We start from the raw sequence: 24106 nt of genomic DNA, 5'->3' as shown, positions 1-24106 counted from the left end.
TCATCTTGGCAGGAAAACTCTGGGGGGTCCGGGGGGCAAAGCCCCCCGGCGGGTCGGCTCGCGCAGCGAGACGAACCCCTTGGGTTCCGCCCGTTCCCGGCTCGACAGGTCCGGACCATCCGTCAGCTGCGCCGAACCGCTTCTCACTCCGCCGCCTCGGGCTTGGGCGTCATCGCGGGATAATGATACATCCCGGCATAGTCGAAATCGGGATTGTCCCAGGTGACCATCTTGCCGGGGTTCAAAAGCCCCTTGGGATCGGCCTCGCGCTTGAAATCGAGCTGGCGCTGATCGGCCGATTGCCGCCCGCCTTCCTCCAGCGTGTAGCGATGCGGGTTGAAGATCAGCGCGCCCGCCTCCTCGTGCATCCGGACGATCTCGTCCAGCCGCTCCTTCGTGGTGAATTTCACAAGGCTCAGGCCCGCAAAGGCGATCTTGCCCTCCATCCGGATCGCTTCCAGGTGCTGCAACACCTCGGGGCTCAAGGCATCGCGCATCTTCTCGATCAGGCCCAGATGCTCGGGGAACCCGTAGCGCACCTGCAGATAGGTGATGGACGGGTCCACCTTCAGCGCCCTCAGCGTCGTGTGGTTCCAGCCGTATTCGAAAACCGGGCCGGGCGTTTTCGGCCAATCATGCGCATCCGACCGGTAGATCATCCGCGCCTCGGGGTGCCGTCCCAGAAAGGTCAGGAACCCGTCCATCGACTGGGGGGCGACCATCAGGCCGATCAGCGTGTCATCCGCCTCGATATGCGGCTTGACCCTGCTGAAATAATCATGGGGTGCAGGGGCTTCGTAGACGCTGGCCAGTTTCAGCAAGATCCCGTCCTGGTTGGCCAGCTTGTCGGTAAACCGCGCGGCCTCCATGAAATCCTTGGTCGCGACGAACACATCGATCCAGTCATAGGCGGGGGCCAGCGGCAGCTCCAACTCGGTGATGATCCCGTTCGTGCCATAGGCATGGCTGACGCGGGCCAGCTCCTCGCCCCGGAATTCGAGGATGCGGGGCTCTTCCTCCATCGTCACGACGCGCAGGCGGATGATGTTGCCCAGATCGCGCAAGGACCCCCAATGGACCGATCCCACGCCGCCCGACCCGCCCGCGATGAAGCCGCCGATCGTCGCCGTCGCCCATGTGGACGAGAACATCCGGATCTCCTGCCCCGAATGCTCCTTGCAATGGGCATCCAGATCTTTCAGCAAGATCCCCGGCTCGCAGATCACGCGGCCCGGATGAACCTCCTTGACCTTGTCCAGATGGCGCAGATGCATGACGCAGCCGCCGCGCATCGGCATGGCCTGTCCGTAATTGCCCGTGCCGGCACCCCGCGTGGTGACGGGCACGTCATGGGCGTAGCAGACGCGCAGCACCTCGATCACCTCGGCCTCGGATTTCGGGTTCACCACGAAATCGGCTTCCAGATGATCCATCGCCTCTTTCAGGACCGGCGAATACCAAAAGAAATCGCGGCTTTTCGCGCGGATCGTGGCCGGGTTTTCATCCTGCTCGATATGGGCGAGGGCGGCCTTCGCGGCGGCGACATTGGGGTGCATTCAGGTCCTCATCAATTCGTCGAGTTCGGAATAATCGGGCAGGGTCCGGTCGATCTGGCGCCCGGCGCGCAGGACGATCCGGTCCGATTGCGGGCGCGCGAACAGCTCGGTCCAGCTGCGCGCCTTGACGATCACCAGGTCGGCGGGCGCGCCGATCGCAAGGGAGGGCGCCTCGAACCCGCAGGTGGCGGCCGGATCGGTCACGAAACTGGTGGTCCAATCGTCGCGCGAATGATCCAGATGGCCGATCCGCGTCGCCTCGCGCATCACTTCCAGCATGTCCATGTCGCCATAGGCGTAGAACGGATCGCGCGTGTTGTCCGAGGCAAAGCTGACCCTGATGCCCCGCGCCCGCATCTCGTGAACCAGCGTGATCCCCCGCCGACGGGGCGTGCGGATCGCCCCCTGCGGCGTGCGGTCCTGAAGGTAGAGATTGCACATCGGCAGGCTGACCACGTCGATACCGGCCCGCGCCACCAGGTCGAGCGTGTCCATCGCGCGGCCCTCGTCCTGAACCGACAGCGAACAGCAATGCCCGACGACGACACGCCCCGAAAATCCTGTCTCGATCTTCAGCTCGGCGATATCGCGCAGCGTCTCGACACCGGCGTCCATCGTTTCGTCGACATGGAAATCCGCGTTCAGGCCGCGCGCCTCGGCCTGCGTGAAAAATCCCCGGATGCGGTCGCGCAGATCGGGCACCGGATAGGTGACCATGCCCAGAACGCCACCCTGCGTCGCCGCCACCAGGTCGGCGGTATGGCCAAAGGGGCCGCTGTCATCCGTCCACTTGTCGCAGCCGATCAGGCAGGCGGCCTGCAGCGCGATCCGCCCCGCCCATTCGGCCTGCATCTCTCGGAAAACGGGCCAAGTGATGTCGTCTTGCGGCGCGGCGCTGTCCAGATGGGTGCGGATCGCGCCCGTGCCATGGGCATAGGCACAGCGCAGCGAAAATCCCATGCGCGCGCGCAGGTCGGAGGCAGTCCAGCGCGCGGCGCTGTCGGCGCGCACGGTCGTCAGCGCCCCCATGAAACTGCCGTCGGGGTTGGGGCTGCGGGGCCAGATATGGCCCTTGTCCAGATGCGTGTGCATGTCGACAAAGGCGGGAAAGACCATCGCGCCCTGCATGTCGACGGCAATGGCCTGCGGCTCTCCGATCCGCCCGCCCGAAATCGAGATATCGGTGCGCACCAGATCGCCCGTCTGTCCGATCAGACAGGCCGGGACCGTGACATTGGCCAGCGTCACGTCGCCATGCGGCAGATGCGTGAAATCCATCATCCCTCCTTGCGCAAGGCGCTTTCGTGCCATTTGCGCAGCAACAGGTGGGACAGGACGCTGAGTGCGGCAAAGATGAAGACACCCATCGCCGCGACCAGGGCCAGCGCCGCGAACATCCGCGCGATGTTCAGGCGGTAACCCGCCTCCTGGATGCGAAAGGCTAGCCCCGATCCGATCCCGCCCGTGCCAGCGACCAGTTCGGCCACCACCGCCCCGATCAGCGACAGGCCGCCCGCGATCTTCAGGCCGCCAAGAAAATAGGGCAGGGCCGAGGGCAATTGCAGGTAGCGCAGCCTCTGCCACCGGTTCGCGCCATAGATGCGGAACAGGTCGCGCAGGTTGTGGTCCACGCTGTTCAGCCCCAGCGTCGTGGAACTGAGCACCGGAAAGAACGCCACCAGCCACGCGCACAGCAGCATCCCCGCGATCTTGCTGTCGACATAGATGAAGATCAGCGGCGCGATCGACACCACGGGCGTCACCTGCAAGATCACCGCATAGGGATAGAATGACAGCTCCAGCATCTTGGACTGGTTGAACAGGATGGCGAGCCCCGCACCCCCCACCACGGCCATGACAAGGGCCGCCAGCGTGATCCAGCCGGTCAGATAGGCCGCTTCGATCAGCATCCCCCAATCGGTGACAAGGCTTTCCCAAACCCGATCCGGCCCCGGCAGGATGTAATGCGGGATCTCGTTCGCGGTCACGATCCAGCCCCATCCAAGGATGGCAAGGCACATGATCACCACGGGCAGCGCCCATTTCGCCAGCCGCTCGATGCGGGCGGCGCGGGCGCGGCGGATTTCGTCTTCGTCCCGCGTTCCGGCAAGGGCAAGACTGCGGTCATCGGCAAGGCTCATACGGGTTCCCCCATCGCTTCGCGCAACGCGTCCGAGGCGCGGCGGGCATGGCCCGCATATTCGGCCGAGGTGCGGAACGCCTCGTCGCGCGGATAGGGCGCATCGACCGTCACCTCGCTCAAGACGCGGCCGGGCCGTGCGGCCATCACCACGATCCTGTCCGACAGGAACACGGATTCAAAGACCGAATGGGTCACGAAAATCACCGTGCACCCGATCTTGGACCGCAATGTGAGCAGATCGTTGTTCAGCTTGTGGCGCGTGATCTCGTCCAGCGCGGCAAAGGGTTCGTCCATCAGGATCAGCCGCGGGTTGGTGACGATGGCGCGCGCGATGGACACGCGCATCTTCATGCCGCCCGACAATTCGCGCGGATAGGCGTTCAGGAATTTCTCAAGGCCCACCAGCCGCAGCACCTCCAGCACGTCATCCTTGACTTCGCCGTAGGATTTGCCCTGCAAGCGGAACGGCAGCCAGACATTCTGCGCCACCGTGGCCCAGGGCATCAGGGTCGGTTCCTGGAACACGACGCCCAGATCGCCCTGACCCTGCCCGCCTTCCCAGTCTACCTTGCCGCGCGTCGGGTGCATCAGGTCGGAAATGATCCTGAGCGCCGTGGATTTGCCGCAGCCCGATGGCCCGAGCAGCGAGATGAAATCGCCCTGGTTCACCTCGAGGTTCATGTCGCGCAACGCGATCACGTCGCCATTGAACACCTTGTCCACATGGCTGAGCCGCAACAGCGGCGGGCGCTGCCCGAGCGGCAGGATATCGTGGTGGCGGACGGCCATGATGCCTCGGCTGGCTAATCGTCGAAAACGGGGCGGCCCGTGGATCGGACCGCCCGATGTCCCTGTCGGCTCACTGCGGGCGCAGGTCGAGCCCCAGACCCTGGTTCACGAATTGCGTGGTATAGGCCGATTGCCAATCCAGCCCCGCCTCGACCACGCCCGCCTCGACCATCGCTTCGTAGAAGCCGCCGATCGTCTCGTCCGTCATCGCCCCGATGCCCAGCGTCAGCGCATCGCCCGAATCCACGATGCCGTATTCCAGCATCTTGCCGATGGCGTAGTCGATCTTGTCCTGCGTCATGTCGGGATTGGCGGCGAGGATCATCTCGTTGGCGGCTGCATTGTCGCCATAGAGGTAATTGTACCAGCCCAGGATCGAGCCTTCGACGAAGCATTCCACCACTTCGTGGCTGTTCTCGATCGTGCTCGCCATGGTCTCGATCGTGGTGGCATAGGTCGCGTAACCCGCATCCGCGATCAGGAACACGTTGGGGGTAAAGCCGCCCTCGCGTTCCACCAGGTAGGGTTCGGACGACAAGAAGCCCTGCATCCCCAGCTGCGTATCGGCAAGGAAGGGCGCGGGATTGAACGTGTAGGGCTGGCGCTGCTCCACGGTGAACCCATGGGCCGCGATCATCCACTGGTAATACGAGGTGAACCCGTTGTCCCCGATCAGCAGCGTGAGGTCGCGCAGCTCTTCCCAGCTGTCCGCGACACCGGGATGGGCCAGGATCACTTGCGGGTGTTTCTGGAACGTGGCGGCGACGGCCACCACCGGCACGCCTTCTGCCACCGCGTTGAACGCCTGCAGCAGGTCGCCGCCCATGTGGAACTGGATCCGGTCGGCCATCAAGAGCGCGCGGTTGTTCACCTGCGGGCCGCCCGACACGATGGTCACGTCCAGCCCGCATTCGGCATAGGTGCCATCCGCGACCGATTGGTAGAACCCGCCATGCTCGGCCTGCGCCAGCCAGTTGGTGCCGAAGGTGACCGGCGTAAGGTCTTGCGCGCTGGCCGTCCCTGCGGCCGCAAGGCCCGCGATCAGCGCAAGTGTCGAAGTGCGGAACATCCCTGTTATCTCCCCGGTGAGGTGGCTTTTGACTGTCCTCACCGTAGAAGCCGCCCTTGCCCGGTGAAGGAGAAGCGCAGGCTCTTGCTGCACCGCCGCGTGATTGCGCCTGTTTTTCCGCCATTCCGGTCGATCCTGCCCAAGTCTTGCGCAGCCGCGATACGGGCACCCCTCGTGGACACTGGACAGCCGGCCTGTCGGCGCGTTGGGTGACTCGGGTCAGCTTCCCCTCGCGCCCCGGATATCGTGATGACAGACCGCCCGCAGCCCTCCGCGCTTCTGCCCAGCTCCATCCGCCCCCCTTTCGCAGCCTATGCGCATGGCACCCATGTGCCTGCCGGGGCCGAATGGGTCCTGACCTCGGGGCAGCTCGGCATCGCGCCCGATGATACGATCCCCGCCGATGTCCGGGCGCAGGCCGAATTGTGCTTTGCCGCCTGCGAGGCGATCCTTGCCGCAGCCGGGTTCACCCGCGCCGATACCGTGCGGATCAACGCCTTCGTCACCGACCGCGCGCATATGGCGGGCTACATGGCGGCGCGCGATGCGTGGTGCGCGGGCTTGCCGCGGCTGCCGGCCTCGACACTGGTCATCGTCTCGGGCTTCACCCGCCCCGAATTCCTCGTCGAGGTCGAGGTGACGGCCGCGCGCCTCACATCCGCATGACCCCCGCTTTTTGAGGTTGACGGAGGCAGGCTCCTGTCATACCTCCCGCCACGGTTTGGCGGAGTAGCTCAGTTGGTTAGAGCAGCGGAATCATAATCCGCGTGTCGGGGGTTCGAGTCCCTCCTCCGCTACCAAGATCACCCCGAGATAAGCATGCAAATCCAAAAGGTGGCGCCTCGGCACGGTCGCTCGGCCCCTATGCGGGCAGGCATGGTCGCCGCCCGTATCGCAATCGGCGCGGCTTCGGGTCGAAACGCCATACTTCACACGCGGACCCCGCCGCCAAACGGCGCGCCCACCTGCGGGCGCTGGGTGCGCTTGGTTCCTGATCTCTCGAAATTGACCTTGCAATGCAAGTCGCGTCTAATTAGACCGCACGACAAATAATGTCTCTTTGATTTCATACTATTATTTCGACTCGTAAAAGTCTCTATGACTGAATTGGAAATAATTTTCGGAGGGTATTTTTAAAAATGATGTTGTGTCCAATTTTTTCAATAAGCCTCGACAAGGCTCACTTGATGCATGAGGGGTTTCAAAAAGACTATTATTTCTGGGTCCTGGTCGTCGGATGACCTATTGAGGAGAATGGCTTGGTGGATGTCTCGATCGTGATCCCCTTCAAGTTCGGGGCAAAATACGCCTTCTCATCGCTCTTGAGTTGCCGGCTCGCGATGCGCGGAAAAAATGCCGAAATCGTCCTGTGTCTGGACAGCCCGAGTGATGATGAGCGTGATCTCCTGCAGCGCCAGATCCGCAAGGCAGCCGCCCCCGTCAAGCTTGTCGAAAACACCGGTTCCGGCATTTCAGCGGCCATCAATTCGGGGATCGACGCCGCAAGCTCCGAATTCATACTCCGCCATGATATCGACGATTTGATGCTGCCCAAGCGCCTTGATTATTGCAAGGAGGGCTTCGATCGTGGCTTTGATTTCATCTTCGGGTCCGCCCTTCGTTTTCCCAAACCCAAGCGCCTCACCGTTCCCGCGAACCTGGCCGAGGCGCGCTTGCGGTGCCTTTACGAAAATCCCTTCATGCATCCTGCTTCCGCCTATACGAAGAAAGCGATCGGTGACATCGGTGGCTATGATCCCTATTTCGACGGGATCGAGGATTTCGAGCTGTGGAGCAGGGTGCTCTGGTCATCTTGCAATATCGTGACCGATCAAAGACTTCATGTCCTGTATCGCAAGCATAAAAAGCAATATTCGAAATCCAGGAATGCCAAGGTCACCAACCTGAAACGCATCGAGGTTTTCGAAAAGAACCGGATCAGAACAATCGCCTCCGACACCTGACATCGGAAGATCCAGTCTCGGGCCATGTCCCGGTTTCGGAACTCATGCTTGCCCCGCGCTTGACCAAGACTTTCCGGTTCGGAAATGGCGCGCATTGGGCAGTGGGGGCAATCCCGCCCTCAGGCGCGGCGCAGCCCGGAATCGCGGTAGCTGGCCATCAGGTCGTTGAACCGCTCGCCCTGCACGGCGACATGGCCGCGCAGCGTCTCGCCCGCCGTCTGGCTGTCGCCCGTGCGCAGCGCCTCCAGGATGCGGCGGTGCTCGTCCAGCGATTGCCGCAGCCGCCCGCGCGAATGCAGCTGCATCCGCCGGAAGGGTTGCAGGCGGCGGTGCAGCCGCTCGGCCTCGGCGGCCAGGAACCCGTTGCCGCTGGCCTCGTAGATCAGGTGGTGGAACCGCTCGTTCTCTCGGTAATAGGCATCCGCATCGCCCGCGGCGACCGACGCCTCGCAGGCCGTCACCGTCTGTTCGATCCGCTCCAGCATCCGGTCGCTCAACCGCCGCGCCGCCAGCCGCCCGCACAGCGCCTCCAGCTCGGCCATCACCTCGAACATCTCGACCATCTCGTCAAAGGCCGGATGCCGCACAAAGGCGCCGCGATGCGGGATCAGCTCGACCAGCCCCGATGCCGCCAGCCGCTGGAACGCTTCGCGGATCGGGGTGCGCGACACCGCGAAACGGTCGCAAAGCCGCGCTTCGTCCAGCCGTTCGCCGTCGCGAAATTCCCCGGTCAGGATCGCCTGTTCCAGCTGTTCGCGTAGCGTGTCTGCGATGCGTTCGGACATGGCACCGACCTTATCCAACAGGTCGAATGCAAGCAATGCCCATTTCGTATACGAAAGCCTTGACATCGCACACGTCTATGCTACCTCTGTCGCAGGTTTCGGCAAAACGGAGGTTGCCGCGGCCATGTTCAAAGGGGGGTTTTCCATGAAGCTCAAGGCAAGCGCCGCACTCGCGGCCGCAATGATGTTTGCAGCAGCCGCTGCCAATGCACAGACCGAACTGCGCCTGTCGCACCAGTGGTCGACCGGCGATGTCCGTCACCAGGTCGCGCAGATGATCGCCGACGAAGTCGCCGCCGCCAATGTCGGCCTCGAAATCACGATCTACCCGTCGGAATCGCTCTTCCGCGCCCGCGAACAGTACAATCCGCTGTCGCGCGGACAGGTCGACATGATCGTCTACCCGCTCTCCTATTCCGGCGGCCAGCGTCCCGAATACAACCTGACCCTGATGCCCGGCCTCGTGCGCAACCACGACCACGCCGCACGCCTCAACGAAAGCCCCTTCATGGAGCGGATCGAGGCGCTGATGGCCGAGGATGACGTGATGGTCCTCGTGCACGGCTACCTTGCGGGCGGCTTCGCTTCGACCGGCGACTGCATCACCCGGCCCGAGCATGTGAGCGGCCTGACCACCCGCGCCGCAGGCCGCGCCTTCGAGGAAATGCTGGCCGCCGCAGGTGCCTCGATCAGCTCGATGGCCTCGTCCGAAATCTACAACGCGATGCAGACCGGCGTTCTTCAGGCGGTCAACACCTCGTCCTCGTCCTTCGCGTCCTTCCGCCTTCAGGAACAGGTCGCCTGCTACACGCCCGCAGGCGATTACGCGCTGTGGTTCATGTATCAGCCCGTGCTGATGAACCTCTCGACCTTCGAGGGCCTGACCGAGGAACAGCAGGCCGCCCTGACCGCTGCCGCCGCCAATGCCGAAGCCTGGTATCTCGAACAGGCCAAGGCCGAGGATGCGGCCTCTGTCGCGGTCTTCCGCGAAGCCGGCGTCCAGATCGCCGAAATGACCGAGGATGATTTCAACGCCTGGCTCGCCCTGGCGCAGGAAAGCTCCTACCCGTCCTTCGTGGCAACGGTCCCGAACGGCCAGGAACTGCTCGATCTCGCCCTGTCGGTCGAGTGATCGCATCGGGGCGGCGCATCGGCGCCGCCCCAATTCCTTGTCCAGCGGGCCCGCGTCACCGCCGCCCGCACATCCCACCCAGCACGCGCCGGAGGTCCTCGATGGCGACCCTTCCTTCAGCCGGGGCCGCGCGCACCGGAAACAACCTGTTCCTGCGCATCGTGGCCGGCCTGTCGACGCTCTGCGGCTGGATCGCCGCCGCCATGATCCTCAGCGCGGTCCTGATCACCTGCCAGATGATCTTCATCCGCTTCGTGCTCGGCCAGTCGACGATCTGGCAGACCGAGGCGGTGATCTACCTCGTGCTTGCCTCGACGCTTCTCGGCCTGCCCTATGTGCAGCTGATGCGCGGCCATGTGAACGTCGACCTGATGCCGCTCTGGACCAAGGGTCCGATGCGCAAGGCGCTGGCCTTCCTGGTGCTGGGGTCCTCCATCGTGATCATCGGCGTGATGGCCTTCTACGCCTACGAGATGTGGCATTTCGCCTGGGCGCGCGGCTGGCGGTCCGAAACCGTATGGGCCGTCCGTCTGTGGATTCCCTATCTCGCCATGCCTGTCGGCTTCGGCCTCTACCTGCTGCAACTGGGGGCAGACATGTACGCGCTCGCCTTCGGGATCGAGAAACCCTTCGGGCTGGAGGATAACTGATGGATCCGCTCACTCTTGGCCTGCTGGTCGCGGCCGTCACCATCCTCGTGCTCTTTTCGGGCGTGTCCGTCGCCGCCGGTCTCCTGATCGTGGCGGGGGGGTTCCTGCTCGTCTTCGACGGGATGCGCTCGCTCGAACTCATGCCCGAGATCTTCTTCGGCAAGCTCAATTCCTTCGCCCTGCTCGCCATCCCGATGTTCATCATCATGGGGGCGGCCATCGCCTCGACACGGGCAGGCGCCGACCTTTACGAGGCGCTTGAACGCTGGCTCACCCGCGTTCCGGGCGGTCTTGTCATGTCGAACCTCGGGGCTTGCGCGCTCTTTTCGGCCATGTCGGGCTCCAGCCCCGCAACCTGCGCCGCCATCGGCAAGATGGGCATCCCCGAGATGCGCAAGCGCGGCTATTCCGACGAAGTGGCAGCAGGCTCCATCGCGGCGGGCGGCACGCTCGGCATCCTCATTCCGCCCTCGGTCACGATGATCGTCTATGGCATCGCGACCGAAACCTCGATCGGGCGGCTGTTTCTCGCGGGCGTCATGCCGGGGCTTTTGCTGGTCGGCCTCTTCATGGCCTGGTCCGTGTTCCACACCTGGCGCTACGGCAATGCCTCGGTGCTGGCGACCCGCGTCTACAGCATGCGTGAGCGGCTCGAGATCCTGCCCCGCGTCATCCCCTTCATCGTGATCATCGTCGGCGTGCTCTACGCCATGTATGGCGGCATCGCGACGCCCTCCGAAACGGCGGCGGTGGGCGCGCTGTTGTGCCTTCTGATCGCGATGATCATCTACCGGCTTTGGTCGCCCGCCAAGCTTTGGGGCATCCTGCGCGACAGCACGCGGGAGTCGGTGATGATCCTCTTCATCATCGGGGCGGCGGGCGTGTTCAGCTACATGCTCTCGTCGCTCTACATCACCCAATCCATCGCGGAATGGATCTCGGCGCTCGACGTGAACCGCTGGGTTCTTCTGGGCGTGGTGAACGTGTTCCTCCTGATCGCGGGCTTCTTCCTGCCGCCCGTCGCCGTGATCCTGATGGCCGCGCCGATCCTGATGCCGATCATCCTCGCCGCCGATTTCGACCCCTACTGGTTCGCGGTGATCCTGACGATCAACATGGAAATCGGCCTTATCTCGCCGCCCGTGGGTCTCAACCTCTACGTGATCAACTCCATCGCGCCCGATATCCCGCTGAAAAAGATCCTCGTGGGCTCGCTGCCCTATGTCGGCTGCATGGTGCTGGCCATCGTCATCCTGTGCATCTTCCCCGGCATCGCGACCTGGCTGCCCGATCTGGTGATGGGGCCGATCTGATGGGACGCAGCTGGGCGCTCGGCGATCTGCTCTCGACGCTGTTCGAGCGTCGCGCGCCCACGGGGGCCGCCTCGGGCGATGCCCCCCTGCCGGACCTGTGCCGCGCCCTGATGTCGGGGCGGGGCGAAGTGTCGGGGATGAAGCTTGCCGCCGCCGCCCTCTCCCGCTGGCGCGCGGCGGATGCGGCGGAACGGCTGGCCTTCTTCCGCTTTCTCGCCGACGAGATGGACGTTGACCCAGTCGCCCTGGGCGAGGCCGCCCGCGCCTATGAGGGCAGCCGCGACACCGCCCATCTCACGGCACTCCTGACGGCCGCCGAACCCCCGCGACAGGAATTGCTCCGCCGCCTCAACCAGGCGCCGGGCGGCACCGCCGATCTGGTGGCGATGCGTGTCGCCCTGATGAAGGCCGCCGAGGAGGAACCCGGCCTTGGCCGCGTCGACCTCGATTTCCGGCATCTCTTCGCCAGCTGGTTCAACCGTGGCTTTCTCGTCCTGCGCCGGATCGACTGGGACAGCCCCGCCGCCCTGCTGGAACGCCTCATCGCCTATGAAGCCGTCCACGAAATCCAGAGCTGGGATGACCTGCGCCGCCGCGTCGCCCCCAAGGATCGGCGCTGTTTCGCCTTTTTCCACCCGGCCCTTCCCGATGATCCCCTGATCTTCGTGCAGGTGGCGCTCACCCGTGGCATCCCCGGCGCCATCGGGCCGATCCTGTCCAAGGACCGCGAACCCCTCCCGCCAGCCGAGGCCGATACCGCGATCTTCTATTCCATCTCCAATTGCCAGGCGGGCCTGCGCGGCATCTCCTTCGGCAATTCGCTGATCAAGCAGGTGGTCGAGGTTCTGGGCGCCGAACTCCCCCAGCTGTCGACCTTTGCCACGCTCTCGCCCATTCCGGGCCTCGTGCGCTGGCTCGACGACACCGGCATCGCCCATCCCGTGGGTCCCGCAGAGGTCCGCGCGCTTGCCGCCCGCTACCTGCTCGAGGCCAAGGCCCGCGATGGCCAGCCCCGCGATCCCGTCGCGCGCTTCCACCTCGACAACGGGGCCGAGGTTCACGCCATCCACGCCGATGCCGACCTCTCGCCGCGCGGCCAATCCCAAAGCCTTGGCGCGATGGTCAATTACCGCTACGACCCCGCCCGGGTCGAAGACAATCACGAAACCTATGCCACCGCCTACCACGTCGTCGCCACGCGCGAGGTCAAGGCGCTGGTCACGCCCGGTGCGGATCGCGCCCGTGGCACACGCGACTGAAACCGGAGGCGCAGGGCACCCCATGCCAAACCCGCTGTTCGACACGCTTTTCGCACCGCTTGCCACGCGCGAGGGCGCATTCCTTCTGACCGGCGACGGGTCCACGATCACCGGCCCCGATTTCCTCGCCACCATCGCGCGGCTGGCCCATGTCCTGCGGGAAACGGGCGTCGCCCCCGGCGACCGCGTCGCGGCCCAGGTGCCCAAAACGCCCGAGGCGCTCGCGCTCTATGGCGCGGCCGTGGCCGTGGGCGCGGTCTTCTTGCCGCTCAACACCTCCTACACCGGGGCCGAGATCGACTATTTCATCTCCGATGCCCGGCCCACGCTCTTCGTCTGCGATCCGAATGCCGAAGCCGCTCTTGCCCCCATCGCCGCCCGGCATGGCGCGGCGCTCCTGACGCTCGGGGCCGATGGCCGGGGCACCCTGACCGACCGCGCCGCCGCCGCGACCGCTGATCTGGTCCCCACCGACCGCGCGCCCGATGATCTGGCCGCGATCCTCTACACCTCCGGCACCACGGGCCGGTCCAAGGGCGCGATGCTGACGCAGGACAACCTCCTGTCCAACGCCAGCGCGCTGGCCGCCGAATGGCGGTTCACGGGCCGCGACGTGCTGCTCCATGCGCTGCCGATCTTCCACACCCACGGGCTCTTCGTGGCCACCCATGTCTGCCTTGCCAGCGGGGCCTCGATGATCTTCCTGCCCGGCTTCGACGCGGACGAGGTGTTCCGCCTCCTGCCGCAGGCGACGACGCTGATGGGGGTGCCGACCTTCTACACCCGCCTTCTCGACGATCCCCGCCTCACGCGCGAGGCGGTGGCGCATATGCGCCTCTTCGTGTCGGGCTCCGCGCCGCTTCTGGCCGAAACCCACGCAGGCTTTGCCGCGCGCACGGGGCACGCGATCCTCGAACGCTACGGCATGACCGAAACCAACATGAACACCTCCAACCCCTATGACGGCGCGCGCCGCCCCGGCACCGTGGGCCGTCCCCTTCCGGGGGTGGAGGTCATCGTGACCGACCCCGCCACCGGCGCGCCCCTGCCCCAGGGCGAAATCGGCATGATCGAGGTGCGCGGCCCCAATGTCTTCAAGGGCTATTGGCAGATGCCCGAGAAAACCCGCGAGGAATTGCGCGAGAACGGCTTTTTCATCACCGGCGATCTCGGCCGCTACGATGAAGACGGCTACCTGTCGATCGTGGGCCGCCAAAAGGACCTGATCATCACCGGCGGCTACAATGTCTACCCCAAGGAGGTGGAGCTGATCCTCGATGATCAACCCGGCGTTCTGGAAAGCGCCGTGATCGGCGTCCCCCATCCCGATTTCGGGGAGGCGGTTCTGGCCGTTCTCGTCCCGGCCAAGGATGCGATCCCCGATCTGGCCGCCATCGACACGGCGCTGCGTGCGAGCCTTGCCCGCTTCAAACAGCCCAAGGCGCTGGAAATTCTCGACAGCCTGCCGCGCAACAAGATGGGCAAGGTGCAAAAGGCCGAATTGCGCGCGCGCTTCGCGGATCGCTTCGCCCTGACCGCCAAACGCGCCGAGGGTTAAGCCGCGCTCCCCGCCGGGCGCTCGATCACCTCCAGCGCCCGGATGGCAAAGCGTTCGGCCAGGGGGCCAAGCCGGGCTGCATCCTCGCCCGCCGCCGATCCCGCCCGCGCCCTGTCCGCGATGCCCACGAAAATCACGGCAAAGCGAAACAGCGCAAAGGCGATGTGAAACGGCAAAAGCGGCCCGGTCCCCGGCGCATGGGCCTGGTATTCCGCCACGAATGCGTCGCGCTCGGGGATGCCGCCCGCGCGCCACCCCGTGCCCAACAGACCGCGATATTCATCGGGTCCGCTGTGCCACGGGATCACGCAAAACCCCAGATCGGCCAAGGGATGGCCCAGCGTCGACAATTCCCAATCCAGAACCGCGATCACGCGCGGCTCTGTCGGATGCCACATCAGGTTGCCGACCCGGAAATCCCCATGCGCGATGGCAACCGCCCCGTCATCCTCGGGCATGTTCTCGGGCAGCCATGTGACCAGCCGGTCCAGCGCCGCGATCCTCGGCCCGGGGGAGGCGGCATATTGCCCGCTCCACCGCGCGATCTGGCGGGCGAAATAATTCCCCGGCTTGCCGTAATCACCCAGTCCCACCGCCTCGGGCCGGACCGCATGCAACCGCGCCAGCGTGTGCGCCATGTCCAGGTACATCGCCCGCCTGTCCGCAGGGTTCACGCCGGGCAGATTCGTATCCTCGAACACCCGCCCCTCCAGCCGCTCCATCACGTAGAAGGGCGTGCCAAGGATGCTTGCATCCTCCTCCAGCCACAGGGCGCGGGGCACCGGCACTTCCGTCCCTTCCAGCGCGCGCAGCACGCGAAATTCCCGCTCGATGGCATGGGCCCCGGGCAGGATCGGCCCCTCGGGCTTCTTGCGCAGCACGAACCGCGCCCCGCCCCAATCGACAAAGAATGTGGGGTTCGACTGCCCGCCGCCGATCCGCTGCAGCGCGGGCAATCCCGCACCCGGCAGCCGCTTGCCCAGCCAATCGGCCAGCGCGCCCGTGTCGAGCCCTGCGTCGATCCCCGTGGCCCCGCTCACGACCCGGTCACATCCCATGACCAGAACCCGCGCCCCTCGTCGCCCAGATGCCGGTTCAGCACCATCTGGTGGACCTCGTCCGCGCCATCGACCAGCCGCGCCTGCCTTGCGTAGCGATAGATCCATTCCAGCACGGTATCTTGCGAATAGCCCCGCGCCCCGTTGATCTGGATCGCCACATCCGCCGCCTTGTGCAGCAGGTTCGCGACATGGATCTTGGCCATCGAAACCTCTTTCCTCGCGAACCCGCCCCGATCCAGCTCCCAGGCCGCCTTCATCACCAAAAGCCGCCCGACCTCGATCCCCATGGCCAGATCGCCCAGCTTGATCTGGATGCTCTCCCGATCCGCCAGCCTGATGCCGAACCCCTGCCGCGTCTCGGCATAGTCGCGCGCGATCTCGACGCAGCGCTTCGCCAGCCCCAGCCAGCGCATGCAATGCGTCAGCCGCGCAGGCCCCAGCCGCATCTGCGTCAGCTTCAGCCCCAGACCCTCGCCCAGCAGCACGCGGTCCTCGGGCAGCACCAGCTCCTCGTAGACCAGCTCGCAATGCCCGCCATGCTCCTCCGGTCCCATGATCGGAATGCGCCGTTCTATCCGCCAACCCGGATCGTCCCGATGATGCAGGAACGCCGTCAGCCCCCGCCGGGGATCATCCGACGTGCGCGCCATCAAGATGAAATGCTCCGCCTCCGCCGCGCCGGTGATGAACCACTTGTGCCCCCGGATGACGTAATCCCCGCCCCGCTTTTCCGCCCGCGTCAGCATCATGCCGGGGTCCGACCCGCCCCCCGGATGCGGCTCGGTCATGGCGAATGCCGACCGCACCCGCCCCTCGACGATCGGTGTGAGCCACCGCGCCTTCTGCGCCTCGGTCGCGGCCTGTTCCAGCACCATCATGTTGCCATCGTCGGGCGCCGCAGAATTGAACACCACCGGCCCGAAGATCGAGCGGTTCATCTCCTCGTAGCAGACCGCCATCCCCATCCGGCCCAGCCCCTGCCCACCGCTCTCGGGGCGCAGCTGCAGGCACCACAACCCCTCGGCCTTCGCCTTGGCGCGCAGCGGCTCCAGCCAGTCATGGGCGATGTTGCCATGCGCGTCCCAGGCCTCGGCCCGCGCCTCGACCGGCAGGATCTCCGCTTCGACGAATTCCGCGATCCTCGCGCGGAACTCCTCGACCCTTGGTGAAATGGTGAAATCCATGGCGCGTCCCTCCCCGACCCGTCAGCTCTCAACCGCTACCACCGCCCCCGCGCGCTGGACAAGCCCCGCCCCCCTTGCTCTAACCTGCCGCGACCAAGCGACCGGAGGCCGACATGGTGGACATCGCCACCCGCGTCTACAACCACAAGTGGAAGATCGACCCGATCGTCCGCTCCCTCATCGACACCGATTTCTACAAGCTCCTGATGTGCCAGTCGGTGTTCCGCAACAAACCCGACACGACCGTCACCTTTTCCCTCATCAACCGCACCACGCGCATTCCGCTCGCCAACCTGATCGACGAAGGCGAACTTCGCGAACAGCTCGACCATATCCGCACCCTCCGCCTGACGCGCGGCGAAAGCACCTGGCTGCGCGGCAACACCTTCTACGGCAAGCGCCAGATGTTCCGCCCCGATTTCATGGAATGGTTCGAGGCGCTCCAGCTCCCCCCCTACCACCTCGAACGCGTCGGCGATCAATACGAGCTCACCTTCGAAGGCAAATGGCCCGAGGTCATGCTGTGGGAAATTCCCGCCCTCGCCGTCCTGATGGAGCTCCGCTCCCGCGCGACCCTCGCGCATATGGGCCGCTTCGAGCTGCAGGTGCTCTATGCCCGCGCCATGACCAAGCTCTGGGAAAAGGTCGAGCGCCTGCAAAGGATCGACGGCCTGCGCATCGCCGATTTCGGCACCCGCCGCCGCCATTCCTTCCTCTGGCAGGATTGGTGCGTGCAGGCGATGAACGAGGGTCTGGGCAATGCCTTCGCCGGCACCTCCAACTGCCTCATCGCGAAAAACCTTGATCTCGAGGCGATCGGCACCAACGCCCACGAACTCCCCATGGTCTATGCCGCTTTGGCCGAAACCGACGAGGCCCTCTCCCGCGCCCCCTATGACGTGCTGTCCGATTGGCACGAGGAGCATTCCGGCAACCTCCGCATCATCCTGCCCGACACCTACGGGACCGAGGGTTTCCTGTCCCGCGCCCCCGATTGGCTGACCCAATGGACCGGCATCCGCATCGACAGCGGCGACCCCGCCCGCGGGGCAGAGGTCGCCATCCGCTGGTGGCAATCCCGCGGCGAGGATCCTCGCGAGAAACTGGTGATCTTCTCCGACGGTCTCGACGTGGACAAGATGGCCGCGCTCCACGCCCAATTCTCCGGTCGCGTCCGGGTGTCCTTCGGCTGGGGGACGCTGCTCACCAACGACTTCCGCGGTCTCGTCGCCGACGACGCGCTTGCCCCGTTCAGCCTCGTCTGCAAGGCTGTCGCGGCGAACGGCCGTCCCACGGTCAAGCTGTCGGACAACCCCGAAAAGGCGATGGGGCCGGAGGCGGAGATCGCCCGGTACAAGCGGGTGTTCGGCGTGGGCGAGCAGGAGCGGGTTGAGGTGGTGGTTTAGTTAGAGCAAGCTGCCTTGATCATGGAAGCCAGATTGAGAGCGTCTATTTTCTACAAACTCACCAAGTTCTGTCGGGCTTAGCTCTTTCGATATGGGTTTGTCGTTGAATCGAATGACCTTCAAAACATACCTTTCTCCCTTTCTTCCGTCAGTTACCTTGATTGCAACTTGCGCAACGAGCTCATCAATGACGTTTGAATCAAGACCCCCACTGTTTGCGAGCTCCCAAAAAGCGTCGTCAATGATGACAAAGTAAACTACTCCACCCTCTCGATCTCTGCCCTTCCACTTTCTACGGCTGTCGTAGCGGTCCCAATTCGGAGAGCTTACGCGGTAGGTTACAGTTTCGAGAATCCATTCATCTGGCTCATCTTCGCGCTTGGTATGGATTTGATATTTGCCGAAGTCTTCCCTTCTTATTGGCGCCTCTCGTTCGTGCCCAAATCCAATGCCATTAATTTGAATATCGACCTCTACATGCTGAAACAACTTGGTTTTTGCATTGAAAGCATCCGCATACTGCTCCGGGTTAATCCCTGCAGATACCAAATCGCGCGTGGTATTTGAGGCAAAATGTTGACCAACCTCCACGACCGCAGAGGTTAATTCAACGACTTGTTGCAGCTCAAAATCTGGTCCTTCCTGCTGAAGGGTGGGTGCTGATTCATCCGCTTCGGAAGAAAGCATTTCTCGCAGCTCTTCCCCAAGTTGCTGAGACCATTCTTCAGGGGATTGTCCTGTTAGTCCGTTTATGAAGCCTCTTCCAATCTCCCATCCGCCAGTGCCCAATATGCCACCCATGCCGGCAACAACTACAACACCGAGAACCTGGCGCAAGGATCCTTCTTCCGGTGGAAGGACATATACTTGAATAACTATTTGCTGACCGAATATCTCCTCAGCAAGTATGTGAATTAAAATCTCGTATTGTTTGGCGACGCCGATGAAAGTATCAAGTCGAACTCTACTTTCTTGTACATCGTAGTATATTGGAAGGGAAAGTACTGGCCTTCCGGCGGGATCAAAGCCAACTAAACGCATACTGCTCACCAGTGAGAAAGTTCGTCCTGATTATGATGAAACGTATATAAATGAAAGTTCAAGCAAATACTTACCTAACTTTAAGGAGCAAGCGTAGGGTGGGGTTCCACCCCACCATTGTGAGCCTCTACACCACACCCCGTAGGCCGGGCTTCAGCCCGGCACCGTAGGGTGGGCAATCCTGCCCACCAAACCGGCCCCACCACCCGCGCTGCGTGGTGGGTGCAACCCACCATTCCCGCCAACCACCCGCGCGCATGGTGGGCAAATTGCCCACCCTACACCGCCGCATCCACGCCCCGATACATCCCCCCCCCCACCACCGTCACCGCCGCCGCATCCTCGCTTGAGCCCACCACATGGCTCCCCGCCAAGGCCCGCCGCAACCCCGGCCCACCTCGCGGCGTAGGGTGGGCAATCCTGCCCACCAAACCCCCGCCACCAAACCGCCGCCACCAAACCGTCGCCCACAAAACCGTCCACCACCCGCGCGCGTGGTGGGCAAATTGCCCACCCTACTCCTCCACCTTCCCCCGCCCCGCCTTCACCTCGCCGCGCACCTTTTTCGCCTTGATCCGCCGTTCCACCGACCCCTTGGTCGGCCGCGTCGCCCGCCGCACCTTGGGCGCGACCAGCGCCGCGCGCACCAGCTCGGCCAACCGCTCCCGCGCGATCTCCCGGTTGCGGGCCTGGGACCGGGTCTCCTCCACCTGGATCACCACCGCCCCCTCCTTGGTCCAGCGCCGCCCGGCCAGCCGCCTGAGCCGCCGTTTGACCGGATCGGGCAGATGCGGGGACCGTTCCGCCTCGAACCGCAATTCGACCGCTGTCGACACCTTGTTCACGTTCTGCCCACCGGGCCCGGAGGAGCGGGTAAAGCTCTCCGTCATCTCCCAATCGGCCAGCGTGATCGTGTCTGTGATGCTCAGCGGCATGTCGGGCGCCTGTAGCTACGGATGCCCTACACAATCACTACCGTGTCACGACGGAAACCCTATGCAGGGCTCCGGCCAACGAAAAAGGGCCACCCCAAGGGGCGGCCCTTTCGAAAGATCAGGAGGCGGTCCGGTTAGGACTTAACCAACCTTGCAAGGGCGAATTCACCCGAGGATTGCCTCAGGCGCGCACCTCCCAAGCTGTCCCGACACCGTTCTCCAATACCCTTCTAGACACTGGATCACCTCCTTTCGCTTGGTTGCTGTTACGTCCAGCCTGCCACAGATTTTGCGGTTGTCAAAACAATTCACGCAACCTGTGCCACGAATTTCCGCGTGAGCAACCGGAACGGGATCAGCGCGACCATGGCGATGGCCAGCTTGACGCCCCAATCCGCCACCGCCAGCGACACCCACAAGGGCGCGACAGGACCCCAGCCCAACAGCGGCACCATCTCCCCCGCCCAGGACACATCGTTACCGGGCTCGAGCCACGTTAACGTTCCGCTAAAGGCGATGGAGAAAAACAGCGCCGTATCGATGGACGAGCCGATTATGCTCGAAAAAACAGGCGCTTGCCACCAGGCCCCGTTCCTGAGCCGGTCGAAGATCGCCACGTCCAGGAGCTGCGCGGTCAAAAACGCGATCCCCGATCCCACGGCGATGCGCAACGTGACCAGCGGCCCGAACTCGCCCATGATCTGCGTGCCGATCAGCGAGCATCCGACGCCGACCAAAAACCCAACAAAAACAACGCGCCGCGCGGCCTGCACGCCGTAAACCCGGTTCATCACATCGGTGACGAGAAAGGCCAAAGGATAGGTGAACGCGCCCCATGTCAGCCAATTCCCGAACAGGAATTGAACGAGGATATTCGAGGCCAGGACAACGGCAGCCATCGCCAGGATGCCCGGCAAGTACTTGGTATTCATGATGTATTTCCGTTTTTACAAGGTGGTCGGAGACTTGGCCCCAAAAGGGCAGAGCCGCCCCCTACACCCCAAACCGGATTTACGCAAGCACCTCGGCCAGCGCCGCCGCAACCCGCGGGATCGCCGCCGCCGTCAGCCCCGCGACATTCATCCGCCCGTCCCCGACCAGGTAAATGCCGTGCTTTTCCCTCAGGATATCAACCTGTTCCGGGCTCGCCCCGATCAGCGAAAACATCCCCCGATGCGCCGCCAGGAACCCGAACCGGTCCGATCCTGTCGCCCCCCGCAGCGCCTGCGCCAAGGCCCGCCGGTTGCCGGCCATGACCTCGCGCATCCCCTCCAGCTCCGCCCGCCACGCATCGCCAAGGGTTTGATCCGACAAGATATCTTGCACCACCCGCGCGCCATGATCCGGCGGAAAGGCAAAATTCTGCCGGTTCATCCCCGCCAGAACCCCCTCCGCCGCCGCCTTGGCCTCCGTCACGATCAGGACAACGCCGACACGTTCCCGGTACAGCCCGAAATTCTTGGAACAACTCGCCGCGACAAACACCTCCGGCAGCGCTTCGGCCAATAGCCGAACCCCCGCCGCATCCGCCTCCAACCCGTCGCCAAACCCTTGGTACGCCATATCGACAAAGGGAATGGCCCCCGTCCTCGCACAAAGATCGGCCAAGGCGCGCCAATCCGCCAAAGCCGGATCGACGCCCGTCGGATTGTGGCAACAGCCATGCAGCAAGATCAGATCGCCGCGCCGCGCCTCCGCCAGATCGGCAAGCATCCCCTCCCGGTCCAGCGACCCGCTGGCCGCATCGTAATAGCGATAGCTCCGCCGCTTCTGGCCCAGGTGATCGATGATCGCGGGATGATTGGGCCATGTCGGATCGCTGATCCACACCGTCGCCCCGGGCTGCAAACGGTGCACGCTCTCCAGCACCTGCCGCACCGCAGCCGTGCCGCCCGGCGTGCCCGCGCCCGCGACCCGCGCCTCCGGCACCGCATCGCCAAGGATCAGGCGCCGCATCGCCTCGATGAAGCCCGGATCGCCGCGCAGGCCGACATAGCCCTTGCTCTCCTGCCGCTCCCAGATCGCGCGCTCGGCCGCCTTCACCGCCGCCATCACGGGCGTTTTCCCCTCGGGCGAGCGATAGACGCCCACACCCAGATCCACCTTGTCGACCCTCGGGTCGGCGGCGAACATCCCCATCAGCCGGATGATCTTGTCGGGTTCGGGGGGCGTCACGGTTTCGAACATGGAAGGCTCTTTCAGGAAAACAGCGACGGATCGCGATCATGCACCAGAACGCGCCGCCGCTCCTCGCGCGCCACGGGTCGAAAGCCCAGCTTCTGGTACATGGTCAGCGCGCGCGGATGGTCCAGCGTGCAGGTGTTCACCGTCATGCGCGCAACACCCTCCCGCGCCCAACCCGTCGTGATCGCGGTTTGCAGCAGTGCCTTGCCCCAGCCCTGTCCGACCGCCTGCGGCACCAACCCGAAATAGGCCAGATCGCAGACGCCTTCCTGCCGCCAATCCAGCATGAAGAACCCCTGCGGCCATCCATGGCCCATCGCGGTCCAGATCACGACCTCCGGATCGCGGACAAAGGCCTGCAGGGCCGCCGGGTCCGTCTCGGCCTCGTCGAACCGATCCTGCCATTCGTAATCGCGGCCCACCGCGTCATAGAGCGTCAGGAAATACCAGACCGGCGGATCGATGGCGCGTTCCAACCGGATATGCTCGGGCAGACGCGGCGCGCTCCAGTCGGGCCGCGCATCCATCTGCAGATAGGTGATCGTGTAGGAAACCTCGGTTCCCGCCGGGATCAGGCTCATCCGGTCTCGACCTGAAGCTGCTCGAACTGGCCCCATTCCGACCACGACCCGTCATAGAGCGAGACATCGGCATTCCCCAACCGATGCAGCGCCAGCATGACGATGGCCGCCGTCACGCCCGACCCGCAGGTGGTGATCGTCCGCTTGCCCACATCGACACCCGCGGCCTCGAAAATCGCGCGCAGCTCGTCATTGCCCTTCATCGTGCCATCGGCGTTGAGCAGGCTCGCGTAATGCACGTTCTTCGACCGCGGGATATGGCCCGACCGCATCCCCGGGCGCGGCTCCGGCTCTTCGCCCCGGAACCGTCCGGGGGACCGCGCATCGACGATCTGCCAATCCCCCAGCTTCGAGGCGGCGGCGACCTGCGTCACATCCTTCACCAGATGCGCCTGCCGCTGCACCGTGATGTGGCGGTCGCGCAGGATCGGGGGCATGTCCTCCAGCGGGCGGCCCTCGGCCTTCCACTTGGGCAGGCCGCCATCCAGAACCGCGATATCGGTCTTGCCCATCAGGCGGAAATTCCACCACACGCGTGCCGCCGAAAACAGGCCCATCGCGTCATAGACCACCACCTGGTGTCCATCGCCCACGCCCATGGCGCGCATCCGGCTCACGAATTTCTCGACCGGTGCCGCCATATGGGGCAGGGCGCTGCGCGCATCGGCGATCTCGTTGATGTCGAAATAGCGGGCGCCGGGAATATGGCCTGCGGCGTATTCCGCCTTGGGGTCACGATCGACGCCCGGCAGGAAATAGGTGGCATCGAGGATCCGCAGATCCGGGTCTTCCAGATGCGCCTCCAGCCATTCGGTCGAGACAAGCGTCTTTGGGTCGTCAGCGGCCATGACAGGGCCCTCCGCGCAAAAGGCATCGTTCCGACGCCTAGCCCTACTTGCCCCGCGCCCGCCGCGCAAGCGCCGGGGCATCGCGGACCCTCCCCTTCATCTTGGCAAAAAACTCTCGCCGGAGGCGTTCATGACCCCGCCGATGCGGGCCAAAGGCCCAAAGAGGCGCCCGCCTCAATTCTGCTTCAACAGACGCGCCTTCTGCCGCTGCCAGTCGCGCTTGGCGCTCGTCTCGCGCTTGTCGGCCAGCTTCTTGCCCTTGGCGATGCCGAGCTTCAGCTTCACCAGGCCCTTGTGGTTGAAATACATGACGATGGGCACCAGCGTCATGCCCTCGCGCTGGGTCGCGCTCCACATCCGCGCCAATTCGCGGCGGCTGGCCAACAGCTTGCGCCGCCGCCGTTCCTCGTGGCCCCAGGTCTTGGCCTGCGCATAGGGCGCGATATAGCCGTTCACCAGCCACAATTCCCCGCCCTCCACCGCCGCGTAGCTTTCGGCGATATTGGCGCTGTTCACCCGCAGGCTCTTCACCTCCGACCCGGTCAGCACGATCCCGACTTCCAGATCTTCCTCGATCGCGTAATCGAACCGCGCCCGCCGGTTCTCGGCGATCACCTTGTAGTTCTTGTTGTCGCTGTCCTTGGCCAT

At 64.4% G+C, this 24106-nt stretch carries 23 protein-coding genes and 1 tRNA gene; 9 read left to right on the top strand and 15 right to left on the bottom strand.

Annotated features, from left to right (window positions below; all coding sequences use genetic code 11):
• Positions 1 to 143 precede the first annotated feature (143 nt).
• The 5 genes from AABA51_RS15780 to AABA51_RS15760 form a co-directional block, all read right to left on the bottom strand.
• Complete coding sequence (locus AABA51_RS15780) at positions 144 to 1556, bottom strand: FAD-binding oxidoreductase (RefSeq protein WP_338273064.1); 1413 nt, start codon at positions 1554 to 1556, stop codon at positions 144 to 146.
• Positions 1557 to 2837, bottom strand: coding sequence for a cytosine deaminase (locus tag AABA51_RS15775; RefSeq protein WP_338273063.1), 1281 nt, complete (start codon positions 2835 to 2837; stop codon positions 1557 to 1559). It lies immediately after the preceding gene.
• Positions 2834 to 3697: an ABC transporter permease gene (locus AABA51_RS15770; RefSeq protein ID WP_338273062.1), complete on the bottom strand. Its 864-nt coding sequence runs from the start codon at positions 3695 to 3697 to the stop codon at positions 2834 to 2836. Before AABA51_RS15770 ends, AABA51_RS15775 begins: the two co-directional genes overlap by 4 nt.
• Positions 3694 to 4488 (bottom strand): ABC transporter ATP-binding protein, encoded by a 795-nt coding sequence (locus AABA51_RS15765; protein ID WP_338273061.1) that lies wholly within the window; start codon positions 4486 to 4488, stop codon positions 3694 to 3696. The genes AABA51_RS15770 and AABA51_RS15765 overlap by 4 nt, the downstream gene beginning before the upstream one ends.
• Positions 4489 to 4558: 70 nt before the next feature.
• Positions 4559 to 5557, bottom strand: a complete 999-nt coding sequence (locus AABA51_RS15760) for an ABC transporter substrate-binding protein (RefSeq protein ID WP_338273060.1) — start codon at positions 5555 to 5557, stop codon at positions 4559 to 4561.
• Between the two features lie 249 nt (positions 5558 to 5806).
• Between AABA51_RS15760 and AABA51_RS15755 the strand changes: the two genes are divergently transcribed.
• The 3 genes from AABA51_RS15755 to AABA51_RS15745 all read left to right on the top strand — a co-directional run bounded on the left by AABA51_RS15755 (position 5807) and on the right by AABA51_RS15745 (position 7521).
• On the top strand, positions 5807 to 6223 hold the full coding sequence (locus AABA51_RS15755) for a RidA family protein (protein WP_338273059.1): 417 nt from the start codon (positions 5807 to 5809) through the stop codon (positions 6221 to 6223).
• A 57-nt stretch (positions 6224 to 6280) separates the two neighbouring features.
• A tRNA-Met gene (locus tag AABA51_RS15750) sits at positions 6281 to 6357 on the top strand.
• A gap of 462 nt (positions 6358 to 6819) precedes the next feature.
• Complete coding sequence (locus AABA51_RS15745) at positions 6820 to 7521, top strand: glycosyltransferase family 2 protein (RefSeq protein ID WP_338273058.1); 702 nt, start codon at positions 6820 to 6822, stop codon at positions 7519 to 7521.
• 119 nt (positions 7522 to 7640) lie between these two features.
• Here the strand turns inward: AABA51_RS15745 and AABA51_RS15740 are convergent, their stop codons facing one another.
• The gene (locus AABA51_RS15740) at positions 7641 to 8306 is read right to left on the bottom strand and encodes a GntR family transcriptional regulator (protein WP_338273057.1); all 666 of its coding nucleotides are present in this window, start codon (positions 8304 to 8306) and stop codon (positions 7641 to 7643) included.
• Positions 8307 to 8451: 145 nt separating this feature from the next.
• On the opposite strand from AABA51_RS15740, the gene dctP reads away from it, so the two are divergent.
• The 5 genes from dctP (at position 8452) to AABA51_RS15715 (ending at position 14218) form a co-directional block, all read left to right on the top strand.
• Positions 8452 to 9438 carry a TRAP transporter substrate-binding protein DctP gene (dctP, locus tag AABA51_RS15735; RefSeq protein WP_338273056.1) on the top strand — a complete coding sequence of 329 codons (987 nt, stop codon included), beginning with the start codon at positions 8452 to 8454 and terminating at the stop codon, positions 9436 to 9438.
• Between the two features lie 101 nt (positions 9439 to 9539).
• Positions 9540 to 10088, top strand: a complete 549-nt coding sequence (locus AABA51_RS15730) for a TRAP transporter small permease (RefSeq protein ID WP_338273055.1) — start codon at positions 9540 to 9542, stop codon at positions 10086 to 10088.
• A complete protein-coding gene (locus AABA51_RS15725; protein WP_338273054.1) occupies positions 10088 to 11401 on the top strand; it encodes a TRAP transporter large permease in 1314 nt (437 codons plus the stop codon). The genes AABA51_RS15730 and AABA51_RS15725 overlap by 1 nt, the downstream gene beginning before the upstream one ends.
• Positions 11401 to 12660 (top strand): malonyl-CoA decarboxylase, encoded by a 1260-nt coding sequence (locus tag AABA51_RS15720; protein WP_338273053.1) that lies wholly within the window; start codon positions 11401 to 11403, stop codon positions 12658 to 12660. Before AABA51_RS15725 ends, AABA51_RS15720 begins: the two co-directional genes overlap by 1 nt.
• Before the next feature lie 22 nt (positions 12661 to 12682).
• Positions 12683 to 14218 (top strand): malonate--CoA ligase, encoded by a 1536-nt coding sequence (locus AABA51_RS15715; protein WP_338273052.1) that lies wholly within the window; start codon positions 12683 to 12685, stop codon positions 14216 to 14218.
• Here AABA51_RS15715 and AABA51_RS15710 read toward each other — a convergent pair.
• Complete coding sequence (locus AABA51_RS15710; protein ID WP_338273051.1) at positions 14215 to 15276, bottom strand: phosphotransferase family protein; 1062 nt, start codon at positions 15274 to 15276, stop codon at positions 14215 to 14217. The two genes, AABA51_RS15715 and AABA51_RS15710, sit on opposite strands and share 4 nt — an antisense overlap.
• Entirely contained in the window at positions 15255 to 16463 is a 1209-nt protein-coding gene (locus tag AABA51_RS15705) for an acyl-CoA dehydrogenase family protein (protein ID WP_338273050.1), read from the bottom strand. Before AABA51_RS15705 ends, AABA51_RS15710 begins: the two co-directional genes overlap by 22 nt.
• Positions 16464 to 16576: 113 nt before the next feature.
• On the opposite strand from AABA51_RS15705, the gene pncB reads away from it, so the two are divergent.
• Positions 16577 to 17869, top strand: coding sequence for a nicotinate phosphoribosyltransferase (gene pncB, locus AABA51_RS15700; RefSeq protein ID WP_338273049.1), 1293 nt, complete (start codon positions 16577 to 16579; stop codon positions 17867 to 17869).
• Here pncB and AABA51_RS15695 read toward each other — a convergent pair whose 3' ends face one another.
• The 7 genes from AABA51_RS15695 to smpB form a co-directional block, all read right to left on the bottom strand.
• Positions 17870 to 18910 (bottom strand): hypothetical protein, encoded by a 1041-nt coding sequence (locus AABA51_RS15695; RefSeq protein WP_338273048.1) that lies wholly within the window; start codon positions 18908 to 18910, stop codon positions 17870 to 17872. It lies immediately after the preceding gene.
• Between the two features lie 515 nt (positions 18911 to 19425).
• Positions 19426 to 19845, bottom strand: a complete 420-nt coding sequence (arfB, locus tag AABA51_RS15690; protein ID WP_338273047.1) for an alternative ribosome rescue aminoacyl-tRNA hydrolase ArfB — start codon at positions 19843 to 19845, stop codon at positions 19426 to 19428.
• Between the two features lie 308 nt (positions 19846 to 20153).
• Positions 20154 to 20777 carry a queuosine precursor transporter gene (locus tag AABA51_RS15685; RefSeq protein ID WP_338273046.1) on the bottom strand — a complete coding sequence of 208 codons (624 nt, stop codon included), beginning with the start codon at positions 20775 to 20777 and terminating at the stop codon, positions 20154 to 20156.
• A 79-nt stretch (positions 20778 to 20856) separates the two neighbouring features.
• Positions 20857 to 22032 carry an aromatic amino acid transaminase gene (locus tag AABA51_RS15680; protein WP_338273045.1) on the bottom strand — a complete coding sequence of 392 codons (1176 nt, stop codon included), beginning with the start codon at positions 22030 to 22032 and terminating at the stop codon, positions 20857 to 20859.
• An 11-nt stretch (positions 22033 to 22043) separates the two neighbouring features.
• Positions 22044 to 22610, bottom strand: a complete 567-nt coding sequence (locus AABA51_RS15675; RefSeq protein WP_338273044.1) for a GNAT family N-acetyltransferase — start codon at positions 22608 to 22610, stop codon at positions 22044 to 22046.
• Complete coding sequence (gene sseA, locus AABA51_RS15670; RefSeq protein WP_338273043.1) at positions 22607 to 23458, bottom strand: 3-mercaptopyruvate sulfurtransferase; 852 nt, start codon at positions 23456 to 23458, stop codon at positions 22607 to 22609. The genes AABA51_RS15675 and sseA overlap by 4 nt, the downstream gene beginning before the upstream one ends.
• A gap of 174 nt (positions 23459 to 23632) precedes the next feature.
• The gene (smpB, locus tag AABA51_RS15665) at positions 23633 to 24106 is read right to left on the bottom strand and encodes an SsrA-binding protein SmpB (RefSeq protein ID WP_338273042.1); all 474 of its coding nucleotides are present in this window, start codon (positions 24104 to 24106) and stop codon (positions 23633 to 23635) included.

The sequence above is a fragment of the Roseicyclus marinus genome (genome assembly GCF_036322625.1).
In the GTDB taxonomy this organism is placed as follows: Bacteria; Pseudomonadota; Alphaproteobacteria; order Rhodobacterales; family Rhodobacteraceae; genus Roseicyclus; species Roseicyclus marinus_A.
This window is presented reverse-complemented; position numbering and strand designations above follow the sequence as displayed.